At 47.4% G+C, this 22,583-nt stretch carries 17 protein-coding genes; 2 read left to right on the forward strand and 15 right to left on the reverse strand.

From position 1 onward, the window contains the following. From proB to MKZ04_RS06020, 5 genes are all read right to left on the reverse strand, one after another. Window positions 1-1,122, reverse strand: coding sequence for a glutamate 5-kinase (proB, locus tag MKZ04_RS06000; RefSeq protein ID WP_020451708.1), 1,122 nt, complete (start codon window positions 1,120-1,122; stop codon window positions 1-3). Window positions 1,123-1,160: 38 nt separating this feature from the next. Next, window positions 1,161-2,012: a pyrroline-5-carboxylate reductase gene (proC, locus tag MKZ04_RS06005; RefSeq protein WP_075213795.1), complete on the reverse strand. Its 852-nt coding sequence runs from the start codon at window positions 2,010-2,012 to the stop codon at window positions 1,161-1,163. 351 nt (window positions 2,013-2,363) lie between these two features. After that, entirely contained in the window at window positions 2,364-3,041 is a 678-nt protein-coding gene (locus MKZ04_RS06010; protein WP_020451710.1) for a DUF421 domain-containing protein, read from the reverse strand. A 302-nt stretch (window positions 3,042-3,343) separates the two neighbouring features. Further along, window positions 3,344-4,483: an inorganic phosphate transporter gene (locus MKZ04_RS06015; RefSeq protein WP_023855744.1), complete on the reverse strand. Its 1,140-nt coding sequence runs from the start codon at window positions 4,481-4,483 to the stop codon at window positions 3,344-3,346. Between the two features lie 14 nt (window positions 4,484-4,497). Next, entirely contained in the window at window positions 4,498-5,208 is a 711-nt protein-coding gene (locus MKZ04_RS06020) for a phosphoadenylyl-sulfate reductase (protein WP_020451712.1), read from the reverse strand. Between the two features lie 611 nt (window positions 5,209-5,819). Here MKZ04_RS06020 and MKZ04_RS06025 point away from each other — a divergent pair. After that, a complete protein-coding gene (locus MKZ04_RS06025; protein WP_020451713.1) occupies window positions 5,820-6,584 on the forward strand; it encodes a phosphosulfolactate synthase in 765 nt (254 codons plus the stop codon). A gap of 18 nt (window positions 6,585-6,602) precedes the next feature. Here MKZ04_RS06025 and MKZ04_RS06030 read toward each other — a convergent pair whose 3' ends face one another. The 8 genes from MKZ04_RS06030 to gltB form a co-directional block, all read right to left on the reverse strand. Further along, window positions 6,603-7,226 carry a YitT family protein gene (locus MKZ04_RS06030; RefSeq protein ID WP_020451714.1) on the reverse strand — a complete coding sequence of 208 codons (624 nt, stop codon included), beginning with the start codon at window positions 7,224-7,226 and terminating at the stop codon, window positions 6,603-6,605. A gap of 90 nt (window positions 7,227-7,316) precedes the next feature. Then, window positions 7,317-8,423: a mandelate racemase/muconate lactonizing enzyme family protein gene (locus MKZ04_RS06035; RefSeq protein WP_341045529.1), complete on the reverse strand. Its 1,107-nt coding sequence runs from the start codon at window positions 8,421-8,423 to the stop codon at window positions 7,317-7,319. 17 nt (window positions 8,424-8,440) lie between these two features. Next, entirely contained in the window at window positions 8,441-9,682 is a 1,242-nt protein-coding gene (locus tag MKZ04_RS06040) for an MFS transporter (RefSeq protein ID WP_020451716.1), read from the reverse strand. Window positions 9,683-9,747: 65 nt separating this feature from the next. Continuing rightward, window positions 9,748-10,755: a glycosyltransferase family 2 protein gene (locus MKZ04_RS06045; protein ID WP_341045531.1), complete on the reverse strand. Its 1,008-nt coding sequence runs from the start codon at window positions 10,753-10,755 to the stop codon at window positions 9,748-9,750. A gap of 22 nt (window positions 10,756-10,777) precedes the next feature. Continuing rightward, entirely contained in the window at window positions 10,778-12,478 is a 1,701-nt protein-coding gene (locus tag MKZ04_RS06050; RefSeq protein WP_230368440.1) for a DUF6044 family protein, read from the reverse strand. Window positions 12,479-12,617: 139 nt separating this feature from the next. Next, window positions 12,618-12,818 carry a hypothetical protein gene (locus tag MKZ04_RS06055; protein ID WP_020451719.1) on the reverse strand — a complete coding sequence of 67 codons (201 nt, stop codon included), beginning with the start codon at window positions 12,816-12,818 and terminating at the stop codon, window positions 12,618-12,620. Between the two features lie 233 nt (window positions 12,819-13,051). Beyond that, window positions 13,052-14,533 (reverse strand): glutamate synthase small subunit, encoded by a 1,482-nt coding sequence (gene gltD, locus MKZ04_RS06060; RefSeq protein WP_020451720.1) that lies wholly within the window; start codon window positions 14,531-14,533, stop codon window positions 13,052-13,054. Between the two features lie 16 nt (window positions 14,534-14,549). Continuing rightward, window positions 14,550-19,115, reverse strand: a complete 4,566-nt coding sequence (gene gltB / locus MKZ04_RS06065) for a glutamate synthase large subunit (protein ID WP_326250815.1) — start codon at window positions 19,113-19,115, stop codon at window positions 14,550-14,552. A gap of 148 nt (window positions 19,116-19,263) precedes the next feature. Between gltB and MKZ04_RS06070 the strand changes: the two genes are divergently transcribed. Further along, the gene (locus MKZ04_RS06070; protein WP_020451722.1) at window positions 19,264-20,166 is read left to right on the forward strand and encodes a LysR family transcriptional regulator; all 903 of its coding nucleotides are present in this window, start codon (window positions 19,264-19,266) and stop codon (window positions 20,164-20,166) included. Window positions 20,167-20,322: 156 nt separating this feature from the next. Here MKZ04_RS06070 and MKZ04_RS06075 read toward each other — a convergent pair whose 3' ends face one another. Together MKZ04_RS06075 and MKZ04_RS06080 are read right to left on the reverse strand one after the other, a co-directional pair. Next, window positions 20,323-20,487 carry a hypothetical protein gene (locus tag MKZ04_RS06075; protein WP_020451723.1) on the reverse strand — a complete coding sequence of 55 codons (165 nt, stop codon included), beginning with the start codon at window positions 20,485-20,487 and terminating at the stop codon, window positions 20,323-20,325. A gap of 69 nt (window positions 20,488-20,556) precedes the next feature. Then, a complete protein-coding gene (locus tag MKZ04_RS06080; RefSeq protein WP_031304925.1) occupies window positions 20,557-22,473 on the reverse strand; it encodes a di-heme oxidoredictase family protein in 1,917 nt (638 codons plus the stop codon). Window positions 22,474-22,583 lie beyond the last annotated feature (110 nt).

Consider the following 22,583-nt stretch of genomic DNA (forward strand, 5'->3'; position numbering starts at 1 on the left):
TTAAAGCGGAACGGATAGCTCTAAATGACAGACAAACGCTTCTCTGTCAACGACAGCCTGTGAGGAAGCGGCTGTTTCCTGATTCGTATCCTTCTTCCATTTACGAAGCTGGGATGAGGAAAAGTTGACGACGCCGAGGCCGATTTCCTCTCCTTCCTGATCAAGGATTCGAACGACGGAACCGTTGCTGAAACGGCCGTTAATTTCGTAAATACTAGAAGGATACAGGCTTTTTTTACGGTCGATAATAAACTCTTTGCTTTCGTTGTGGACGATGATGTCTCCTTCAGGTCCAGAGTTAAATGCTATCCATTGCTTTTTATGGTTGAGTGTGTGTGAATCGTCATTCGGAATAAAATACGTTCCCCTCGCAGTCCCGCTGATTGCTTCTTGCAACAGACCGGAGGTGTCTGCACGCCCTAAAAATCCTTTGATGCCTGAAGCCATTGTAATTTTAAAAGCGTCCAGTTTCGACTTCATGCCGCCTGTTCCGACTTCGCTTCCGGCATCCCCTGCTGAAGCTTCTATCTCCGGCGTGATTTCATTTACTTCCCGGACGAGTGCGGCGTCCGGCGTTTTTCGCGGATTCGCGTCATAAAGGCCGTCTATATCAGAGAGGATGGTCAGCAGGTTAGCGTCGATCAGACCCGCCACTTTAGCAGAAAGCGTATCATTGTCTCCGAATTTGAGCCGGTTGACGGTAACTGTGTCATTTTCGTTGATGATCGGAATAATGCCGCGTTTCAACAGAACATTCATCGTATTTCTCACATTGTTGTACCGTTTTTCATCTGAAAAATCGCTTTTTGTGATTAATATTTGTGAAGCGATATAGCCATGGGATAAAAAGAGCTTGGAATACGCTTCGATTAGTAAGCCCTGGCCGACAGATGCGGATGCTTGTTTTTCAGGCAATGTATCCGGCCTGTTAATGAAGCCAAGTTTCCGGTATCCGGCCGCCACAGCGCCAGATGAAACGAGGAGGACTTCGTGCCCTTCATCTTTGAGGCGGACGATCTGCTCAACGAGCTTTTCGAGCTTTTTGCTGCTGATTTCGCCGTGAAGACTTGTTAAAGAACTGCTTCCCACTTTGACAACTACCCTCTGTTGATTAGAGGTCATTTTATCACTCCTGTAGTATTTTTCTTCGTTACGGGTGCTTACTTTGCTGCGACTAATTGTTCAAGTTCGAGACTGATGGTTTTGGATCGTTTTGCGGCTTGTTTGACCGCCTGTTCGATCGCTTCGCCTCCGCCGCTTTCCTCCAAGGCCTTTAAACCGGCGGCAGTCGTACCGTTAGGGGAAGTGATGTTGTCTTTGAGAACAGCTGTATCTTCAGGGCTTTCCAACAGCATTTTGGCGGCGCCTAACAATGTCTGCGCGCCGATTTCCCTCGTTAGTTTTTGGCTTAATCCAGCCTCGGCTCCCGCTTTTTCGATGTGCTCCATTAAATAATAAAAGTAAGCAGGCCCGCTGCCGGCAATGCCGGTGAAAATGTCCATTTTGCTTTCTTCGATGGAATAGACTTCTCCCATGCATTGAAGCAGTTGTTTCGCGGTTTTTGACAGATCGGCTGTTACATGGCTGCCTTCGGCCATGGCGGTTGCAGATGCGCCGATTGCACTTGAGGTGTTAGGCATGATTCGGATGACAGGCTGCATGCCGTGCAGCTCGTTTTCAATAAATGAAATTGATATGCCAGCTAAAACTGACACGATAAGCTGATGGGGTTGAATATGCGGTTTCATGGAAGTAAGAGCACTCTCTGCATCTTTCGGCTTCATCGCCAAGATGAAGCAATCGATGTTCTGATAGTCAAGTTCTTCTTTTCTGACGCCTCGTATTCCATATTTCTGCTGGAGTTCTTCTAAACGCCGGTGGTTCGTGTGGTTTGTAACATAGATTTGCGAAGCAGGCAGTTTTTTGGATTGAACGATGCCTGAGATCATTCCCTCTGCCATTGATCCTGCCCCTATAAAAGCTACGTTTTTTTGATTAAAGATCTTTAACATCTCCCTTTGTTCGCATTTCTGTTCGTATTTTTTCGAACACGGTTAGTATATTAACACTTTAGATATTTATGTCAAGTTTGCGTGTTTTGATTGGACAGCGCAGGTCATGTGAAAAATGGAGATTTTTGAAGAAAAAAGGAAAAGAAAAAGAGGCTGAAAGCAGATTTTTCAGCTTCAATTGCACCTTTTGTCGTTTGTCTTTCCTCCATTTGAAGGCCGTTTGAATGATTTAACGGAATTTTTTAGAGATTGACAGCCTTTCGGACCGGTAAAAAAGTACGATCCTTTAGCCGTGTGAGCGCAAATAGAAAAGCACGGGCTCGAAGCTTGTCGAACCCGCGCTTGCCAATATCAATAGGTTGTAACGTAAAGCTGCCCCTCATCGCCGCGCCATTCCGCATAAAGCACCTCTTGATACTGTGTAATACCTTGACTTGATAATTGATTTTGCAGCCAAAGCTCGTCAAAGCCGGCTTCATGCAGATTGTTCTTTTCGAGCTCGCCGTCGAGGATTAACGGCACCGGGAGCTGAACCGGTTTGTAAGGGATGTTTAAGTCTTCTTTTGTCGGCATCCCGTATTTGTGTTTTGGCAGGACGCTGAGCGAACCGTCTGTTTCAAGGATGGCATATTGGATCTCGTTTAAGGAAAAACAGCCTTTTTCACGTGCCAATGTCTGCAGCTGGTTCAGGTCCAATTTATTTTTTTTGAGGGCGTTATAATCGATTTTTCCTTTATTGATCACAATACTTGGCCTGCCCTCGAGAAAACCTCTGATGTTTTGCACTTTTTGTGATAAAACTTCTATTGAATAGATTAGAATGGCCCAAACGAGGATGGCGAAAAGGACTTTCCAGATGGTGACATCCTGATCGAAAATCGCGTTTCCAACCATTTCCCCCAATATTAAAGCGGAAATAAAATCAAACGGCGTAATTTGGGCAAATTGGGTTTTCCCCAGAATTTTCGTCATCAGAAATAAAGCTGCAAACCCTATCGTCAGTTCGACTACCAAGTGTACATATTCCATCAAGGTTCCCTCCCGAATCTCTCTCTTCATTGTTAACAATCGGGATGTAGTTTAAACCAGAGGAATACTTTTCCTGAGAAAAAGGGCCATCTGCTGCGCCGCGCCTTCTGCCAATCCATTGGTATTCTTCAAAAAATAGCGGCGTCGTGCCAACCTCTTCTTCGATCATACGGCTGAGAAGTGCCGTTCCGCTCATGACTTCTCACGATCAGGCAATGAAACAGATAAAGCTGCACGAGCGCCTTTTTTAAATCCGGCTGATTCCGGGCCTTAGTCCAAATCATCCAAAACAGGCGGCCCGGTTAACTAAAGTCCCTCCATGCGGCAGGTTCTCTTTTACGCCCTCTTCCTCCAACGATCGACTTTACATGATCCCTGTTTCTTCGGACATCTGATTGTTTCTGCCTGGCATGTTTCATAAGGCTTACAGATCCAAGAGTGGCAAGAAAAACACATAAAACAACTGCAACTGAATATAAATCAAAATCGAGAAAGATTTTCACGAGACTATACGAAATGACAAGTGAAAAAACCGGTGAAACAACCCATACTTTCATTAACTTCAAAATAACGCTTTTACGAAAAATTGCCCTTCCCTTTTCAGAAAGGCCAATCCCAATGATGCTGCAAGTCGTAATCTGGGTTTGCGGCACGGGAATGCCAAATAGCGAAGCGCCGATGACTAGGGACGCACCGAGTCCGGAAACACATGACCCTTGCAAAAGCGAAAACTCGGTGATTTTTTTCCCATTCGTCTCAATGACTCTGCTTCCAAGGCAAATGGCTCCGATAGCCACGAACAGTCCTCCAAGAAACGTTCCGCTGCTGACTGACAAGAGGCCTGCTCCAACGAGAGGTCCGACGGAATTCGCGACATTGTTCATTCCCGCCGAAAAGGCTTCTAAAAACCCGGTTAAAATCACTAGTGCGGTGAGCAGCCGCGCCCATTTTTGCTGTTTAAGCCACCGCAGCCTCTTCTCGGCTTTTTTCAGCAATTGTCCAATGAAAAAAGCGAGAAAAAAAGCGGCAATCGGAATGATCAGCCAATACATGACGATCACCAACAGCTTATCGGTAAATACCGCTTGAAATGCGACGCCGACCCCGACAATCGAGCCGACCGTCACCTCGCTGGTTGAAAGGGGAATCCCCGCGATGTTTGCAATAAACAGCGAAATCGCAGATGCTCCGAGGATAATCACGACAATATGCACATTGAGAATAGACGTGGGGATAATGCCTGAACCGATTGTTTTCACAACCTCTCCTCCGCCTATCATGGCGCCCAAAAATACACCGATTCCGCTGATCCACAAGGCCGCCTGCCTTTTCCGGACGGCACCTGCGCCATACGCTATTCCCATTGAAGCTGCTGCTCCGCTCGCTCCTATGTTCATGGCAAAAAACAAAGCGATAATGAATGCCAAAATGGTAATCGTCATCTTTTACCCAGCTCCTACCGGAATTGATGCAGCCCGCATTCTGTTTTTTCCTGACGGGCCCACCTTCCCGCTCTTAAATTGCCGCCGTCTGCCACGGGAGACGTACACACCTCACAGCCGATGCTCGGATAATCTTGATCATGAAGCTTGTGATACGTCAGCTGATTCAGCTTAATGTAAGTCCAGACATCTTCCCATGTCCAGTGAATAAGGGGGCAGATTTTAATCAGTTTAAAATTGTCGTCCTTGTTGATATAACGGACATGTTTCCGTGTTTCCGACTGCTCCCGCCTCAGCCCGGTCATCCATGCCTCCATCCCTGACAGATGCTCTCTGAGCGGCTCGATCTTGCGAAGGCGGCAGCAATGGTCCGGATGGCGTTTCCAAAGTTCGCTGCCATAGCGTTTTTCCTGTTCTTCAAGCGAGAGGCCGGGTTTTAAAAAGCGAATCGACAGACCGGGATAGCGATCTTTCACTTCATTGATAAGTTCATATGTTTCCGGAAAATGCAGTCCTGTATCTAAAAACACGATGTCCGCTTCTTTCACAACTTTTGAAATCAAGTCGATCAAAACGATTCCTTCCGCGCCGAAACTGCAGGCATAAACAATTTTTTGATACGTGCTGTACGCCCATTTCAAAACGTCCATCTCGCCGCTGAAGGTATCCATCACCTCTTCAGAAGCTTTTTCATTCCATGTGTGATACGTTAAAACATCGTTCATCGATTTTCCCCCAATATGTCCTAAAGGTTAGTTTTCTTCCCCCCTGATACGAAACATGAACTGAAAGAACATATAGGCAGATTATTCACTTTTTAAACTAAATGTGATCTGGAAATTGTTATGATTTCAGCAATTTTGTGAATATCTGAAAGACCCGGCGCGCCAAATTGAAATAAACCGATTCATATCAGTCAATCATTACATCTGTCTTGCGGCATTAAAATAAAAACTGGCGGTGAGAGATCCGGATTTGATATACTGATATATTTTCTAAGATTAAGTAAGGGCTTCGCGTATCTGTCGCGGGCCTTCTTTTTACGTCAGTTTTCATTGTGAAGAACTAGTGAGGAACCATATGAAAGGACGGCGAATATACTTACTTTGACTTCACAAAATGGATAGATACCTAGTTGAGAAGCAAGTCAGGAGATGAGAGGCTAACATGCTGCCTAATGGGAGGTGGACGAAGATCACTCCTTGCCGAACGGCAACACATGAATGGGAGAAACGATAAACGGGAAAAGGTGAATTCTTATTGTGACAGCTGAATAATGGCCGACAGACATTTACCTAAAAGTATGAAAGATACAGCAGATTGTGAGGGGTAATCAATGATTTCATCTGAACTGATACTGCCCGACAGGCAGCTTAAACCAAGATTAAAAGGGATCACCATCCTGATTGATAACGGGGTTCCCTTGAACTTTTTTAAAGATACGATTCACGGAGCGGCAGATTATATAGATTTTGTGAAATTTGGATGGGGAACATCTTTAATTACGAAATATTTGGTTGAGAAAATCGATTGTCTGAAGCAAAATGACGTTCAATTCTTTTTTGGCGGAACGTTGTTTGAGAAGTTTTTAAGCCAGGATAAAATTGAAGATTACTATCGCTACTGCAAATTATATGGATGTCGTTATGTGGAAATATCAAACGGAACGGTCCGTCTCTCTAATAAAGATAAAGCAAGCTTTATTTCCGATTTTTCGAAAGAGTTTCACGTGTTCAGCGAAGTCGGCAGCAAAGACAGCGCCCTCAGCAGTGAGCTCGAGTCAGCCGAATGGATCGATTACATCCTCGAAGATCTTGAAGCCGGGGCCGAGAAAGTGATCACGGAAACGAGGGAAAGCGGCACGAGCGGGCTGTGCAAAAGCGATGGAGAAATGCGGTCCCAGCTTATTGAGGAGATCCTTCATTCCGGCATCGCTTCAAGGGATTTAATTTTTGAAGCGCCGACGAAACAGCTGCAGACGTGTTTCATTGAAAAAATCGGTCCTGACGCCAATTTGGCGAATATACCGTTTCAGGATGCCATTCCGCTTGAAACGCTGAGACTGGGACTTCGATCAGATACATTTTATTTATATGATTAGGGTCGTTTGAAAAGCGGCCTATTTTTTATTGCGGAAACTGGCGATAGGCATCAATAACGGACGGAAGCGAATCTGATAAATCGCATCGATGATCCTCGTAGAAATCCACTGGCAGATTAGAGCTTGGATAACGATTCCCCAGGCGATGACAGACGCCGTCAAAAGGAAGATGAATGCGTTCATCATAAACAGCGCCGTTCCCGGTTTTCCACCGCGGTAAATCGATATCATTAAAGCCAGGGCGCCAAAACCGCCGTTAGAAATATTGTATTTATATAGCAGTCCAACCCCCGTCCCCAAAAGGACGGATCCGTAAAATAAATCAAGCCAGATATTGTTCGTCGTCATGAGGGGCATGCAGGATTCGAAGATCTGCACCGAAACGGACGTCATGGTAATCGCCCCCATCGTCCCGAAGACCGTTACGGGTTCAAGCCATTTAACGGCCGTTAAAAGCAGCGAAAAGTTGACAGCCCAGACGGTTAATCCGTGCGGAACCTGAAACCAAAAATTGAGCAAAACAGCGATGCCGGCTGCGCCCCCTGAAGGAATATGGTTCGGAAACAAAAACAGCGCCATGCCGAGACCCTGTAACACGCTGCCCAGCACGATAGCATGTACGATTTTGAGCTTTCTTCCCATACGGATATAATCCCCTTTAAAGAAACTTGTCCTCTTCCTACTATATGTAAGGGGAAATGAAAAATATCACATTTTTTCGAGTTGGCGCTTTCACATGTAAGACGAGCCGTCCCATCCATACGCTTCTACGAGCTCTGTATCGATTTCGATTTTGTCCGGGACTTGAATGTATCCGTCTTTTATGCTGACGGGCACGAGTTTTGTGAACGGATTGTCCATCGCATCCCATTCGAGCGGTTCGATATCTTCTCCGTCCATTTTGCTCCAAGGCGGCAGACAGGCTTGTCCGAAAACGGCGTACATTCTTGAAAGTCCGCCGTCATAGCTGTGGGGAGAAACCCTTTTTCCGAAATGCCTGGCGAGCTTCAGAACGGTTTGAAAATCGTCTGTGCCGTCACAGTGCATAACATCGGGTTGAGCAATATCGACTGCGTTCTCCAGAAAAATCGGCAAAAACGGTTTTGCGCCTTTTACATTTTCTCCTCCGGCAACCGGAACAGAAAGCGCTGAACGCAGCATCCGGTATTCAGCGGGAACGTCAAACGGCATGGGCTCTTCAAACCAAAGCACGTTGCCCCAGGCGGAAAACCACGTTTCCCACTTCCGTGCGGCGGCCTGGTCATAACTCTGGTTGGCATCGAGTATCAGTCGGGTGTTTTGGCCTGTCATCTCCTGGAACGCCTGAATATGCGCCAAGTCTTCGGAAAACAACTTGCCTCCCGCTTTCAGCTTGACGGTTTTAAATCCGGACCGCACGGCCTTTTCGACGAGCCGGAGGGAATGGCGGCTCCAATCGGGCCTGTCTGAATATGATTGAAATGAGGCATAGACCGGGATCTGCTCCCTCAGTTTTCCTCCCCATAATTCACATACCGAAAGGCCTGCTTTTTTCGCCGTAATGTCCGTTAAAGCCATGCTAACGGCAGCTGCGGCCCGCTGATGCCACTTTTTGATGACGGTGACAAGCTCCGTGCGATTGCCCGCTTCTTTTCCAATTAAGTAAGGAATGATCCGTTTTTTAAAGCCCGCATCCAAAGCAGGCAGCCAATCCGCACATTCTCCCCATCCCGACAGGCCTGAAGCTGTCGTGATCCGAATCAGGTAGCACGTTCTGTAGCTTTTCAATCCGTTCGCATCGCCGTAAGGGGAGGAAAGCCTGTGGAACAGCGGAAATGTGTCAACCTTTTCAATGCGCATATTTTTTCTCTTCCCTCCTATCTTGCGTCAGCAGGCTGCAGCCCCTTCTCCCCTTTTTTGGTGTCTTCCTTTTTGACATGAATCATCGTCAGCACCAACACACCGACGACTAATGTCAGGCCCGCAATCGACATAAACATGCCGAGTTTCGACCATTCCATCAGCCTCCCGAAAATCGGCGGACCGATCGCGACTCCTAAAAATCTGACCGATCCGTACAGCGATGTCACAAAGCCGCGCCTCTCTTTTCCGACAGCCCCGGTTATGAAGCTGTTGACACACGGCAGAACAAAGCCTGTACCGATGCTGCTGATGACAAGGATCGAAATAAAAGGAATGAGCGCGGAGAAAAAAGACAGTGTGCCGTAGGAAACCGTAATCAGAGCGAGCCCGATAACCATCATTTTTTTCATCAGCTGCTGATTTTGTCCGATTTTGCTGCCCGTAATATATGATGTTGTACACATGACAAGCAGAGGGATCGCCAAGATCAGACCTTTCTTTACGCCGTCTGTATGAAATTCTTTTTCCAAAACATCAGATAAGTAAAAGAGGATGCCAAACAGAGTAAACAAACAGACGGCCCCTGCGAGATATGCGGTGAAAAGCCATCTGCCCTCATGTTTAAAAACGCTTGTCAGCCCTTTCACATATTTTCCGAGAGGCGGCGGATCTTTTTTCTTGTCTTTTTCTTTGATAAAAATCCAAGTCAAAATGATCGGTGCAATACAGAAAGCAGGAAATGCAAAAAACACCCAAAACCAAGCGATCAATGCTATCAATGATCCTAAAATCGGAGACAGCACTTTTCCGAAGCCGTTCGAGGCTTCAACGAGACCGAGCACCCGGCTTTCTTCAGATCCTTTAAAAAGGTCTCCTGTCAGCGCCATTGCGATCGGCGCTGTACCGGCTGCTCCAAGCCCCTGCAGTCCTCTCCCGAAAAGCACCCACGGGAAAGCGTTCGCAAAGGTCGTCGATGCAAATCCTGCAAGAATCCCGCCGGCCCCGTAAAGGAACAGGCACGGAATAATCACCACTTTCCTTGAGAAGCGGTCCGCCAAGTAACCCAGCAGCGGAATAAAGAGCGCTGCAGTAATCGAAAACACGGTAATGACAAGGCTGACTTGAAATTGCGATAAATTGAGTTCAGATTTCATCTTCGGCAAAATCGGAATCAGCATCGAATTTCCCAACGTCATAATCAATGGGATCGACCCGATCGCGACAACCGTCATGCCAGAGGTTTGTTTTTCTGTCATAAATTTGTACATCCTTCCTTATTCAAAATGAACTGTAAAAGTTAAGTAATCCGTTTGATCCGTCATCAACTGAACTTCGTTTCCGGCCGTTTTTCAGGTTCGCGCCGGCCGAGCCGTTCCGTATATAAATCGATATCCACCGCATACCTCGGCCTTCTTTTCACTTCGGTGAAAATCGTTCCGATATATTCGCCGATAATGCCGATCCCCATCAATTGCAAACCGCCCAAAAACCATATCGAAATGATCAACGAAGCCCAGCCAGCATTCGTGTAGCCGAGCAGCTTTTGAATCATTGCATATAAACCTGCGATACAGCTTAGGAAAAATAAGAAGAAGCCAATCAGGGTAAAAAAACGGATCGGAGCGACACTGAATGACGTAATCCCGTGAAAAGCGAAAGACAGCATTTTTTTCAGCGGATATTTCGTTTCTCCAGCCAGCCGCTCTTTTCGGTCATAGAACACTTTGGCCGACCGGAGGCCGATCAGGGGCACCAGACCGCGCAGAAAAACATTTGCTTCTGCATAGCGGCTGAGCTCTTCAAGCGCCCGTTTATTCAAAAGCCGAAAATCGGCATGGTTATCGACCAGCTGGATGCCGAGCTTATTCATGATCTGGTAGAACCATGCGGCTGTTGTTCGTTTAAACCATGTATCCGTTTTCCGGCTGCGGCGTACGCCGTAGACGATTTCATAGCCTTCATGATATTTTTCGATAAACCGGCGAATTGCCGAAATGTCATCCTGAAGGTCGGCATCGATTGAAATAACGCAATCCGATTTTTGCTTCGCTTTATCTAGTCCGGCTAAGAGAGCTTTTTGATGTCCCGAATTACGGGCCAGCTTCAAGCCTGTCACATAGCGGTTTTTTGTGCTTTCCATAGCAATCAGCGGCCATGTGCGGTCCGTCGATCCGTCATCGACAAATAAAAGCTTGCTCTCTGCAGAGATCAGCTTGTCTGCTGTGAGATCATCCAATACCGCAGTCAGCTGTTTTGCGGTTTCGGCAAACACGTCCTCTTCGTTATAGCAGGGTATGACGATTGTCAGCAAAGGCTGTTGAAGATTCAATTTGCTTCCTCCTTATCGATGCTTATTTCGCTTCATATACATAGATGTTCCAAGCGGACTGCGGGTGGCTGAACCGCTTTAAAAACGCCAGCTTGTTTTGTTCTGCATTCATAATCGGAACCGAAGAAAAAATATATCGCCCCCCCATTTTTTTGAACGCTTCAGTGTTCAATTCGAGGTTCGTGATTTTTTTCTTCGTGCTCTTTTTGAACGCGTAATGTTTTCCGAGCTCGTCAACAAACAAGTAGCAGCGGCTCCCCCACTCATCGAAATAGCGTTTCAGGACCGGATTTTTATCAAGCTCTTTGGCGATGATTTTCCGGAATTGATACTTGTACTTCAGCGGATAAATATTGGCATACGTATCAAGTGTGTAAAAACCGTTATACTGCGCAATCGCGGGATGCAGGCCGATGCTCGCCACCCGGTAGGAATCGGGAGACCGGCCGATGAACCGTTTGATCTGTTTGAACTGATCTGATGCATAAAATTCCCGAAAGGTCGGGGCATGGTGGTATGCGCCGTAAGTCAGCTCTTCATGAAACGGTATAAGCACGAGCAGCTGGGCGACCAGCGCGACATGGACGAAGCGCCGCCATCTCTTCCCCATTTTCCACAATATGTAGCATGCAACTGCAAAGCTTGCGTATATCACAAGAGGGCGCAAAAAGTGAAAACGCGCGAAATTGAATGCCGAAAGCAGACTGATCTTTTCCTTGGGAAGCGCCCACAGCTTGTTGAACCAGAGGGCATACCATAAAGAAAGCGCATAATTTAAAATGAATAAAAAGATGAACAGCTTTTCTTCTCTTGGCCGCTTTTTTCGTTGTCTCGCAACGACGAGCCCAAAAGTGAGCACAATCAAAGGCAGGATCACCGCCGTATGGACGGTCATGACATGATTGTGGCCGAGCACGAAATTTTTAAATGACAGCCGAAACGAATGAAGGATGTCGTGCCTGGATGAAATAAATTCAACCCGATGCATCGTTTCGCCTGAAGCGAAAACCGAATAAACAAGCCGGTATTCTATCGCCAGAAAAATGCCCGTCATGAGAGCGATGCTTCCGAGAAAGCGAAGGTTAAAGCTGCGCTTTGAAACCAAATCATAAAGCCAAATCAGTGAAACGGCTGCTAGGAAAAAGAAGAAACCGAGCACAAAGCTTGAGTAAAGCGGCAAAAGCGCAAGGGTCGCCCATTCTTTCCATGAGTCTCTTCCTGCCCTGATGTTTAAAAAAGCCCATAAAGCTAAAGGATGGCCAAGCGTGCTGAGCATTCCCGAAGGCCAAAAGGGTGTCAGGGCAAAAGCAAGTGATACCGCGATTCTGATGAAATACGCTTTTTCATCGCGAATCAAATGGCTTTTCAGCAGCAGGTACATCCCGACAAAGGCAAACACCCTCGTGATCGTTTGGCTTATAGCGTATGCGGTCATCGAGGGAAACAAGGCATGAAGCCAGACAATGCCGCTCCATTCCGTTCCGTAAGCATCCCGCGGCAGTCCGTTGATGATTTGCGGAATAACGGCTTTAACACCGCCGAGCAGTTGACCGCTTTCCGCCAGCACCTTATACCATGCAATGTTGGAATCCAGGTTGTCATGCACGCGGATATGAGCGTCTTCATTTAATATGTAAAGCGGAAGGACATAGAGAAGAATGACACTGAATGCGAAAATTAAATATCGCTTTTCCTTGCTGGTCTTTTTGACGAATAACGACACGAATACCACATCCAATTTTGTTCTCTTTTGGAAATATAGAGCTTTTATCATATCGCTGTTATTATTCGTGGAAGCGTTTTGAAAAATTCATCAAAATGAAAAAAGCTGTCTGTTTCACCAGACAGCTTCGCTTTACCCATTACCAAGGGTACGGGTAGTAAGGGTAGTATGGATAAAAAGGAAAGAACGGATAGAAGAATGGATACGGATAAAACGGCGGTCTCGGTCTAGGGCGCGGTCTTGGCCGCGGATAGGGGTAGCCGCCGTAGCCGCCATAAGTAAAAGGCTGCTGTCTATCCGCATCCGTCCAGTCATCTTGATATTGATAAGTTTCTTCCACTGTTATAGCCTCCTTTATTGCGTTGCATACTTTAGGTTATGTTATATACCATTAAATGGAGTACGTACACAATTTTTTTATCATTGCCTTTGTATAAATTCGAACAAATAACGATATGGCAAGTCGAATCAGCAGGTGAATATTGTGAAGCAAACAAAAAAACAGCCTGCCCTGTCAACCTAAAGAAGGTCGCAGGACAGGCTTTATTTATATGATGTGAAAACCCCTTTGTTTTATGGCAGTACAGAACTTCCCATTAAATATTTGTCAACCTCACGGGCGACTTCGCGTCCCTCGTGAATCGCCCAAACGATCAGGCTCTGTCCTCTTCTCGCATCCCCTGCTGCGAAGACTCCATCGACATTCGTTTTAAATTCCCCGTATGCTGCGTCAACTTTATTTCTCACCGTATTTACCCCGAATTGTTCAAGCAGCGGCTGTTCCGTTCCTTCAAAGCCGATAGCGATAAAGACATATTGAGCAGGCCATACTTTTTCCGTGCCCGGAATTTCGTGAAACTCAAATTTTCCTTGATCATTCTTTACTTTTTTCATTTGAATCGTATGCAGTTCTTTCAAATGGCCGTTTTTGTCTGCGACAAGCTTTTTCGTTTGGATCGAATATTGTCTCGGATCGCTGCCGAATGCTGCTTGCGCCTCTTCATAAGCATAGTCCAGTGAATGGACATGCGGCTGTTCAGGCCACATATTTTCGGCGGTTCTTGTATCGGGCAGCTTCGGATGTTTGCCGAACTGGACGACGCTTCGCGCTTTTTGGCGCAAGGCCGTTGCAACGCAGTCTGCTCCGGTATCTCCCCCGCCGATGACGATGACATCTTTATTTTTCGTATTGATAAACTGTTTATCTTTAAAATTCGAATCGAGCATGCTTTTTATAGTGCCTGTTAAATAGTCCATGGCAAAGTGGACACCTTTTGCTTCCCGGCCTTCAATCAAGAGATCGCGCTGTTTTTGGGCTCCTGTGCAAAGGATAACCGCATCGTACTGTTCTTTTAGCTCGTCGGCTGTAATATCTTTGCCGATTTCCGTATTGGTGACAAAGTCGATGCCTTCCTGCGTCAATAGTTTGATGCGGCGTTCGACAACGCTTTTTTCAAGCTTCATGCTTGGAATGCCGTACATTAACAGGCCGCCCGGGCGGTCGCTGCGCTCGTAAACAGTGACCGAATGCCCCGCTTGATTCAATTGATCGGCGCTTGCCAGACCGGCAGGCCCTGAGCCCACGATCGCGATTTTTTTGCCGCTCCGTTTTTTCGGAATCCGCGGCTGAATCCATCCGTTTTCAAATCCTTTGTCAATAATCGTCCGTTCGATCCCTTTGATGGATACGGCTGGGTCGGAAATCGCCACCGTACAAGAGCCCTCGCAAGGCGCCGGACAGACCCGCCCCGTGAATTCAGGGAAGTTGTTTGTCTTCAGAAGGCGGTCAAGCGCTTCTTTCCACCTTCCCTTGTAAACGAGGTCGTTCCATTCAGGGATTAAATTGTGTATCGGACATCCTGACGTATAACCGCCTATATCCATGCCGATTTGGCAAAAGGGGGTGCCGCAGTCCATGCAGCGCGCTCCCTGTCTTTTTGATGCTTCCTCAGAAAATGGAGACGAATATTCGTTCCAGTCATTTATCCGTGTGAGAGGATCGCGTTCAGCAGGCTTTTCCCGCTTGAATTCCATAAATCCTGTTGCTTTGCCCATTTTCCCCTCCCCTTTCTTACTGTGCCACCGCTTCTTTTGATGAAGCAGCCGCAGACGGTTCAATCTTTTGCTTCGTACCGGCTTCAAACGCGTACATCAGCGCTTCTTCATCAGACAAGCCGGCTTCTTTTTGCTCTTTAATCCGCTCTATCATTTGCTTGAAGTCTTTCGGAATCACTTTCACAAACCGGCCGACGGCCTCTTCCCAATGATCAAGTATCGAAGCTGCTTTTGAGCTTTCAGTATATCTGTAATGGTTTTCGATCATCGTTTTCAGTTCGGCGATTTCCTCAGGTGCTTCAAGTGTTTCAAATTCGATCATTTCAGGATTGCATTTCCGTTTAAAGGCTTTTTTGTCTTCGGTGTACACGTAGGCGATTCCGCCTGACATGCCCGCGGCAAAGTTTTTGCCGACGTCGCCGAGAATAGCGACGCGTCCGCCGGTCATGTATTCGCAGCCATGGTCGCCGATGCCTTCAACGACAACGCTGACTCCGCTGTTTCTGACGGCAAACCGTTCGCCGGCGAGTCCGTTAATATAAGCTTCTCCGCTTGTAGCACCGTAGAACGCAACATTTCCGACAATAACATTTTCACGGAATGCAGGGTTGAATTCGTCAGGCGCTTTGACGGCGATTTTTCCGCCTGAAAGACCTTTGCCGATATAATCATTGGCATCCCCTGTCAAATACATTGTCATTCCTTTTGGTACGAACGCGCCAAAGCTTTGCCCCGCTGAACCTGTGAATCTGAGCGTAATCGTATCTTCAGGGAGGCCTTCTTCGCCGTAGCGCTTAGAAATTTCACTTCCGGTTATGGCTCCTGTTACACGGTTGATGTTGCGGATTTCAAAGGATGCTTCCGCAGACGTGCCGTTTTCAACAGCTGACTGGACGGCGGGTAGAATTTGCGTAATATCAAGTGATTCATCGATTTTGTGGTTTTGCGGCGTACGGAATGTGCGTGCGCCTTCCGGCTGATATAGCAGGTTTGATAAATCGAGCTGACCCGCTTTCCAATGTGCTTTCGCCCGTTCGCTGACACGAAGGACATCCGTGCGGCCCACCATTTCATCAACTGTTCTGAAACCGAGCCGGGCCATCAATTCGCGAACTTCCTCTGCGACAAAGAGCATGTAATTCACGATGTGATCCGGATCGCCCATGAACTTTTTGCGCAGCTCAGGGTTTTGCGTCGCTACCCCGACAGGGCAAGTATCCAAATGACAGGCTCTCATCATAACGCAGCCGAGAACAACGAGCGGCGCTGTGGCAAAACCGAATTCTTCGGCTCCTAAAAGCGCAGCCATGACAACGTCTCTGCCGGTCATTAATTTGCCGTCTGTTTCCAATACGACGCGTTCGCGCAAACCGTTCATCATCAGTGTTTGATGAGCTTCTGCGAGTCCAAGCTCCCACGGAAGGCCGGTATGCTTAATGCTTGTTTTCGGTGAGGCTCCAGTGCCCCCGTCATAGCCGCTGATGACGATGACATCGGCAGTCGCTTTGGCGACTCCGGCTGCAATCGTGCCGACACCGGCTTTAGCGACAAGCTTTACACTGATCCGTGCATCGCGGTTGGCGTTTTTCAAATCGTGGATCAACTGCGCCAAATCTTCAATCGAGTAGATGTCGTGGTGCGGCGGCGGTGAAATCAAGCCGACCCCAGGCGTAGATCCGCGTACATTAGCAACCCATGGATACACTTTGTTGCCAGGAAGCTGTCCGCCTTCTCCAGGTTTTGCACCCTGCGCCATCTTAATTTGCAGCTCATCGGCATTGACGAGATAATGGCTCTTCACACCGAAACGGCCTGAAGCGATTTGCTTGATCGCGCTGCGGCGGTTATCGCCATTTGCGTCTGGGGTAAAGCGCGCCGGATCTTCTCCGCCTTCCCCGCTGTTGCTTTTTCCGCCGAGACGGTTCATTGCAATCGCCAGCGCTTCATGGGCTTCCTTGCTTAAAGAGCCGAATGACATCGCCCCTGTTTTAAAGCGGCGCACAATCGATTCAGCAGATTCGACCTCTTCAAGCGGCAGCGGCTTCCGGTTTTCATCAAATGAGAAGAGATTGCGGAGAAAACCGATTCTTTCTTCATCAGCTGCTTTCGAATATTGTTTAAACAGGCTGTAATCACCTTTGCGGCATGCCCATTGCAGCGTGTGAATCGTTTTCGGGTTAAAAGCGTGGTGCTCCCCGCCTTTTCTCCATTGAAAATCGCTTCCCGAATCAAGCGTTTCGCTGAATGTATCTTCATACGCTTCCCTGTGGCGGCGCTTCGCTTCTTCGGCAATCGTATCCAGACCGATTCCGCCGAGCTGTGATGCCGTTCCTGTGAAATAGCTGTCTATGACGTCTTTGCTGATCCCAACCGCTTCAAAAATCTGTGCGCCCCTGTAGCTTTGAACAGTGGAAATACCCATTTTGGACATCACTTTTACGACGCCCTCTGTCACGCTTTTGCTGTATTTTGTAACGGCCTCTTCATAGCTGATGGAAAGTGCTCCGTCTTCAATCGCCTGCTTGTATGTCGCATACGTGAGGTACGGATGAATGGCATCCGCTCCGTAGCCGATCAAGGCGGCAAAATGGTGAACTTCGCGCGCTTCACCGGATTGGGCGATAATGCTGACTTTCGTACGTTTTCCCGCGCGGACTAAATACTGATGCAAGGCACTGACGGCTAGCAGCGCAGGAATCGGCGCTTTCTGACCGTCCATTTTGCGGTCGGATAAAATAAGGAGAGTCACGCCTTCGGCGATCGCTCTGTCCACTTCTTTAAACATATCTTCGAGGCCGCTCTTCAAGTCGTCTGTAAAGAGCGTATGAATCGTCTTGCTTTTGAAATCCTTATGCACAAGTCCTTTTAAAGAATTGAACTGTGCGTTTGTCAAGACCGGTGTATACAATTTAATCCGGCGGCAGCTGCTTTCATTCGGATGGAGAATATCGCCTTCCGCTCCGAGCCATGTCAATGTCGAAGTGACGATCTGCTCACGGATTGCATCAATCGGCGGATTTGTAACTTGTGCAAACAGCTGTTTAAAATAGTTGAACAGCGATTGCGGACGGTCTGACAACACCGCCAGCGGGACATCGTGGCCCATTGAACCGAGCGGGTCTTTGCCTTCTGTAATGACAGGAATTAAATATTTGTGAATATCTTCGTACGTAAAACCGAATGCTTTTTGGCGGGTCAATAGGTCAGGCACAGATTTTTCTTCGGTTTCCTCAATATCGTTTGAGACATGAACCAGTTCTTTACTGAGCCATTCCTGGTACGGAAACTCCCCGGCGATTTCGGATTTGACTTCTTCATCGGAGATAATCCGCCCTTCTTCAAGATCAACAAGAAGCATTTTCCCGGGATCCAGCCGGTCTTTATATAAGATGTTTTCCTGTTCGACATCAATCACGCCGACTTCGGAGGAAAAAATAAGGTAGTCGTCTTTAGTGACATAATAGCGAGCGGGTCTGAGCCCGTTCCGGTCTAAAATGGCTCCGATCTGTTTTCCGTTTGTAAATGAAATCGCAGTCGGGCCGTCCCATGGCTCCATTAAAGAGCTGTGATATTCGTAAAATGCCTTCTTTTCTTTTGACATGTACGGGTTCTCGTTCCACGGCTCCGGAATCAGCATCATTGCAGCATGGGCCGGATTCCTTCCAGCCAGAACAAAGAATTCAAAAGCGTTATCCAGGATCGAGGAGTCGCTTCCGTTTTCATCGAGGATTGGCAAAACCTTTGGCAAGTCTTCGCCGAACGCTTCGGAAACAAACTGCTGCTCCCTCGCTTTCATCCAGTTCATATTGCCGCGCAGCGTATTGATTTCCCCGTTGTGGATCAGATAGCGGTTTGGATGTGCCCTTTCCCAGCTCGGAAACGTGTTTGTGCTGAAACGGGAGTGAACCAATGCAAAAGCTGAGACGAAGTCCTCGTCCTGTAAATCTTCATAGAAAGCATCAACCTGCTCGGGCGTTAAAAGTCCTTTATATACGATGGTATTGCTAGAGAGGCTGACAAAATAGAACGTTTTGTCGTGTTCTTTCGCCCAATTTTCGGCCTGTTTGCGAATGATGTACAACTTCCGTTCGAATGCCAGATTGTCTTTCAGCGCTTCATTTGCTCCGATGAATACCTGGCGGACGACTGGCGCGCTTTTCTGTGCGACTGTTCCGATTTTTCCGACATTTACAGGTACAGTTCGCCAGCCGAGCACCGTCTGTCCTTCCTGTTCGATCAGCTCGTTAATGCGCGCTTCGGTTTTTTCGCGCCCGCTGTCATCCTTAGAAAAGAAGATCATCCCGACGCCGTAGCGTCCTTTTTCAGGCAAGTTGAAACCGGCGCAGACTTTTTTGAAAAAAGCATGCGGAATCTGCATCATGATGCCTGCTCCGTCTCCGGTATGCGGGTCACTGCCCTGACCGCCCCGGTGGTCTAATTGGCAAAGCATTTGTAATCCTTTTTTGACAATATCATGAGTAGGAAGGCCCTTCAAATGAGCGTAAAGGCCGATTCCGCATGCATCATGTTCAAATTCAGGACGGTAGAGACCTTGTGCCTTTGGTAGTTGATTATAAGTCATTGTTCCTCTCCCCCGTTCATTTTTCCCGTTTGTCCCCGGTCATAAAATCTTACAAACTCTAATCCTATTGTAGGTTTTCAAATCTATACAAACAATATATAATTTAGATTAAAACTATCTCATTTTGAGATGAGCAGGTGAAACAACGATGGAATTACGCCAATTGCATTATTTTATGGAAGTTGCAGAAAGAGAGCACGTATCGGAAGCGGCCATGCACCTTCATGTCGCTCAGTCGGCGATCAGCAGGCAGATCGCCAATCTCGAAGAAGAGCTCGGTGTTGATTTGTTTGAGCGCGAAGGCCGCAATGTGAAGCTGACTCCGATCGGGAGACAGTTTTTAGACCATATTAAAACAGCGATGAAAGCGATCGATTTCGCGAAGGAACAAATCGATGAGTATTTGGACCCGAATCGCGGGACCGTTAAAATCGGTTTCCCGACAAGCCTTGCGGGCCAGTTCCTCCCGACGGTTATTTCCGCTTTTAAAGAGGAGCATCCTCATGTCGCTTTTCTTTTAAGGCAGGGATCTTATAAATTTTTAATCGAAGCGGTGAAAAACAGGGATATCGATTTGGCTTTTCTCGGTCCTGTTCCGTCAAATATCGCTGAGATTAAAGGGGACATTTTGTTTTCGGAAAGCCTTTTGGCACTCGTGCCGATCAATCATCCCCTATCAGGCCAGCAAAGCCTTCATCTCGGCGATCTCAGAAATGATCAGTATGTGCTGTTTCCAGACGGATACATCCTTCGAAAAATGGCTGTTGATGCATGCAAGCAAGTAGGATATACGCCTAAAATTTCCTCAGAGGGCGAAGATTTGGATGCGATCAAAGGGCTGGTTTCTGCTGATATGGGTGTGACGCTTTTGCCGGAAAGCGCCTTTAATGAAACGGCTCCCCGTTTTACAAAGAAGATCCCGATTGATTATCCTCAAGTAAAGCGCACAGTCGGAATCATCACCCCTAAAAACAGGGAGCTTTCCCCTTCTGCAAAAGTCTTTTATCAGTTCGTAAAGAAGTTTTTTTCTCGCCTTCAGCAATACCAATAGCCAGTATGACAACGAATTCAGCCGGGCGCAAAAGCTTGGCTGTTTTCATTTTATCATAAACAATGATTAATGTCTGAATTTTCTGTCCTTTTATTCTCTGCGCATCTCTTCTATTGTAAAAAGCACATCTTATATATGTATGTTTATCCCCTTTTTTTATGCTGATTTTTCATACTGACGCCAGTTTTTTCTGCCTGGAAACGGACTCGCCTGCACTGGCTGCAGCCTGGAACCGGCCTTTGACTCGTCAAAACCGCTGAAGTGAATGACATATTCCGTCAGCCGGATCGCGCCGTCACAAAGGACCGAAAAGGCGATCATATCGCCGCTCCCGTGATGAAGTTTTAAAAAAAGCCGCCATTCAGGCGGCTTATCGTTTCATTTTATTCCTTACTTTTTCGGCATATCGGCATGGATTAAATAATGAATCAACGCCTTTTGCTCTTGTTCGGAAAAGCCGCTTTTGGCGTCGATCCAGAATTCATGCCCTTTGCCGGTTACCCTGACCGCTTTTAAGTCGGGCGATTCCGAATTGCTTTTGACGACCTGCTGTCTTAAATCTCTGTCGATCATCGCCAGCAAACTGTTATAAGGATCCGCCTGCTTACCTTTTATGACCGTCTTTGGTAAGCCTGTCTCTTTTAATGAGCTTCCCACTGCAACCCCTCCGTCGTGCAAATAAGGAGCGCGCCAGTAAACGCCGATCAGACTCGGCACTTTGTACCCGCCTTTGGAATCTCCCTGCGCCCAGGAAAGCTTGATCTGTTCGGGGTCAAACCCGGCTGTCGGGACTTTCAGGATCTTCGGTTTGCGCGGCAGAGGCACCGGTGTGTCAGGCGAATGAATAAGGCTTTTCCCGAATATGTTTTCCGTTTTCTTAAAAGACCGGGCCCTTGTCGGCTCGGTTCCGATTTTTTCAACCGAGATGACCTTGTTGTTCGTCAAATACCGGCCGGCATGACAGGATATGCAGCCCGCTTGTTCAAAAACACGCCTGCCGCGCCTGACGGTTTGGCTGTCGGTTTTTTGCCGCGGATCAGGAGGTCTAAGTGTATTTTGCCAGGCGGATACAGCGTTGTTTTCTTCATTCACTTTTCGTCCGGGTGAGCTCACAAGTACGCCGTCGGGCGCCGCCAATGTGATGTTAGGATAGTTTGGCGGCTTGACCATTTGGTTGACGCCCGGTACTCCGGGAGTGGGATCGGCTTTTTTGAAAAACGCAGTCGGACTTTCCTTTTTTTTCGGCTGATACCTGTATGTTGAGACGGGAGCCCTTTGCAGGATCGTCCCGATATAAACATCTTCGCTCATGCCGAAAAGCGCCCGGCTTGCCGGGGCTTGCGAGAGGCTGTCCGAATTTTGCGCATGAACATTATTGCTGAACACAGTCAAGCCTTTAAAAGGACCGGCCATTGCCGAACCGCTCCAGCTGTACGGATGGTCGCCCAATGTATAGGCATCCGGAATCTGCGTGGGATTGCTTTTCATATCGATCGTCGAGTCGAAAAAACCTCTCGGCCACTTCAGGAAAATGCGATCGACCGCATCTTCGAGGCGGTCCGGATCGGGAAGGCGTTCTTTTTTGCCGTTTCTGGCAGTGATCACAGGGCTTTTATCATTCATAAATTGTTGAATATTATCAATTTCGGCATGTGTAAAATAAGCCGCTGAATTTGTCGCCAGCGCCAGCATCAGCCCTGTATTTAAATCAGAGTTTGTCACGCCTTCCATCACCTTCATCGTTTTCGGATCGACTGCGGCGTGGCAGGCCGCACAGCTGATGCCAGCTTTGATTTTTCCGTCAGCGTATTTGAAAGGCATGCCGAGCGGTGCGTATGCCCCTTTTGGAACATCAATGCCGGTGTCGATCTTCTCGCCTTTTTTAAAGATTTTCCCGCCGACCTTAACCGTTTCAGCTAATTCGATGCGCAAGTTCGTCGTCCCTTTCCCTTTCAATCCGGCAATGGCTTTCGTCATGTTGGCTGCTGTAATGGGACCGTCAAGGAGTCCGATGATATCTGTCAAAAACACTTCGTTGCCGAAAGTTTCCTTGTAAAATGTCTCCCGTCCCAAGTCGAGAAGGCGGTCATCAACCTTTACAGCTCCCTCCTCTGCGGGGGCGGGCTTGTCCGGTGTAAATGCTCCCCATAGATCGTATCCGTGCACTCGTTTTTCTTTTGAGATGACTTTTTCTTTAGGAGGCATATATACATATTCCGGTTCAAGATGTCTGACCGTGATATAGCCAATTACGGCTAAAATCGCGATGATAGCAAATGCGGCTAACCATTTATGCTTTTTCATCATTGACCCACCTTTCTAATTGAATAGGATTCCCCAGAGCTGCCGTGAATCATTTAGAACGTATTACCAGCTATAACTTCCGGCGTCCCATGCCAGAATATGCATATGATGGG

The organism is Bacillus sp. FSL W7-1354 (genome assembly GCF_038002405.1).
Classification (GTDB): Bacteria; Bacillota; Bacilli; order Bacillales; family Bacillaceae; genus Bacillus; species Bacillus paralicheniformis.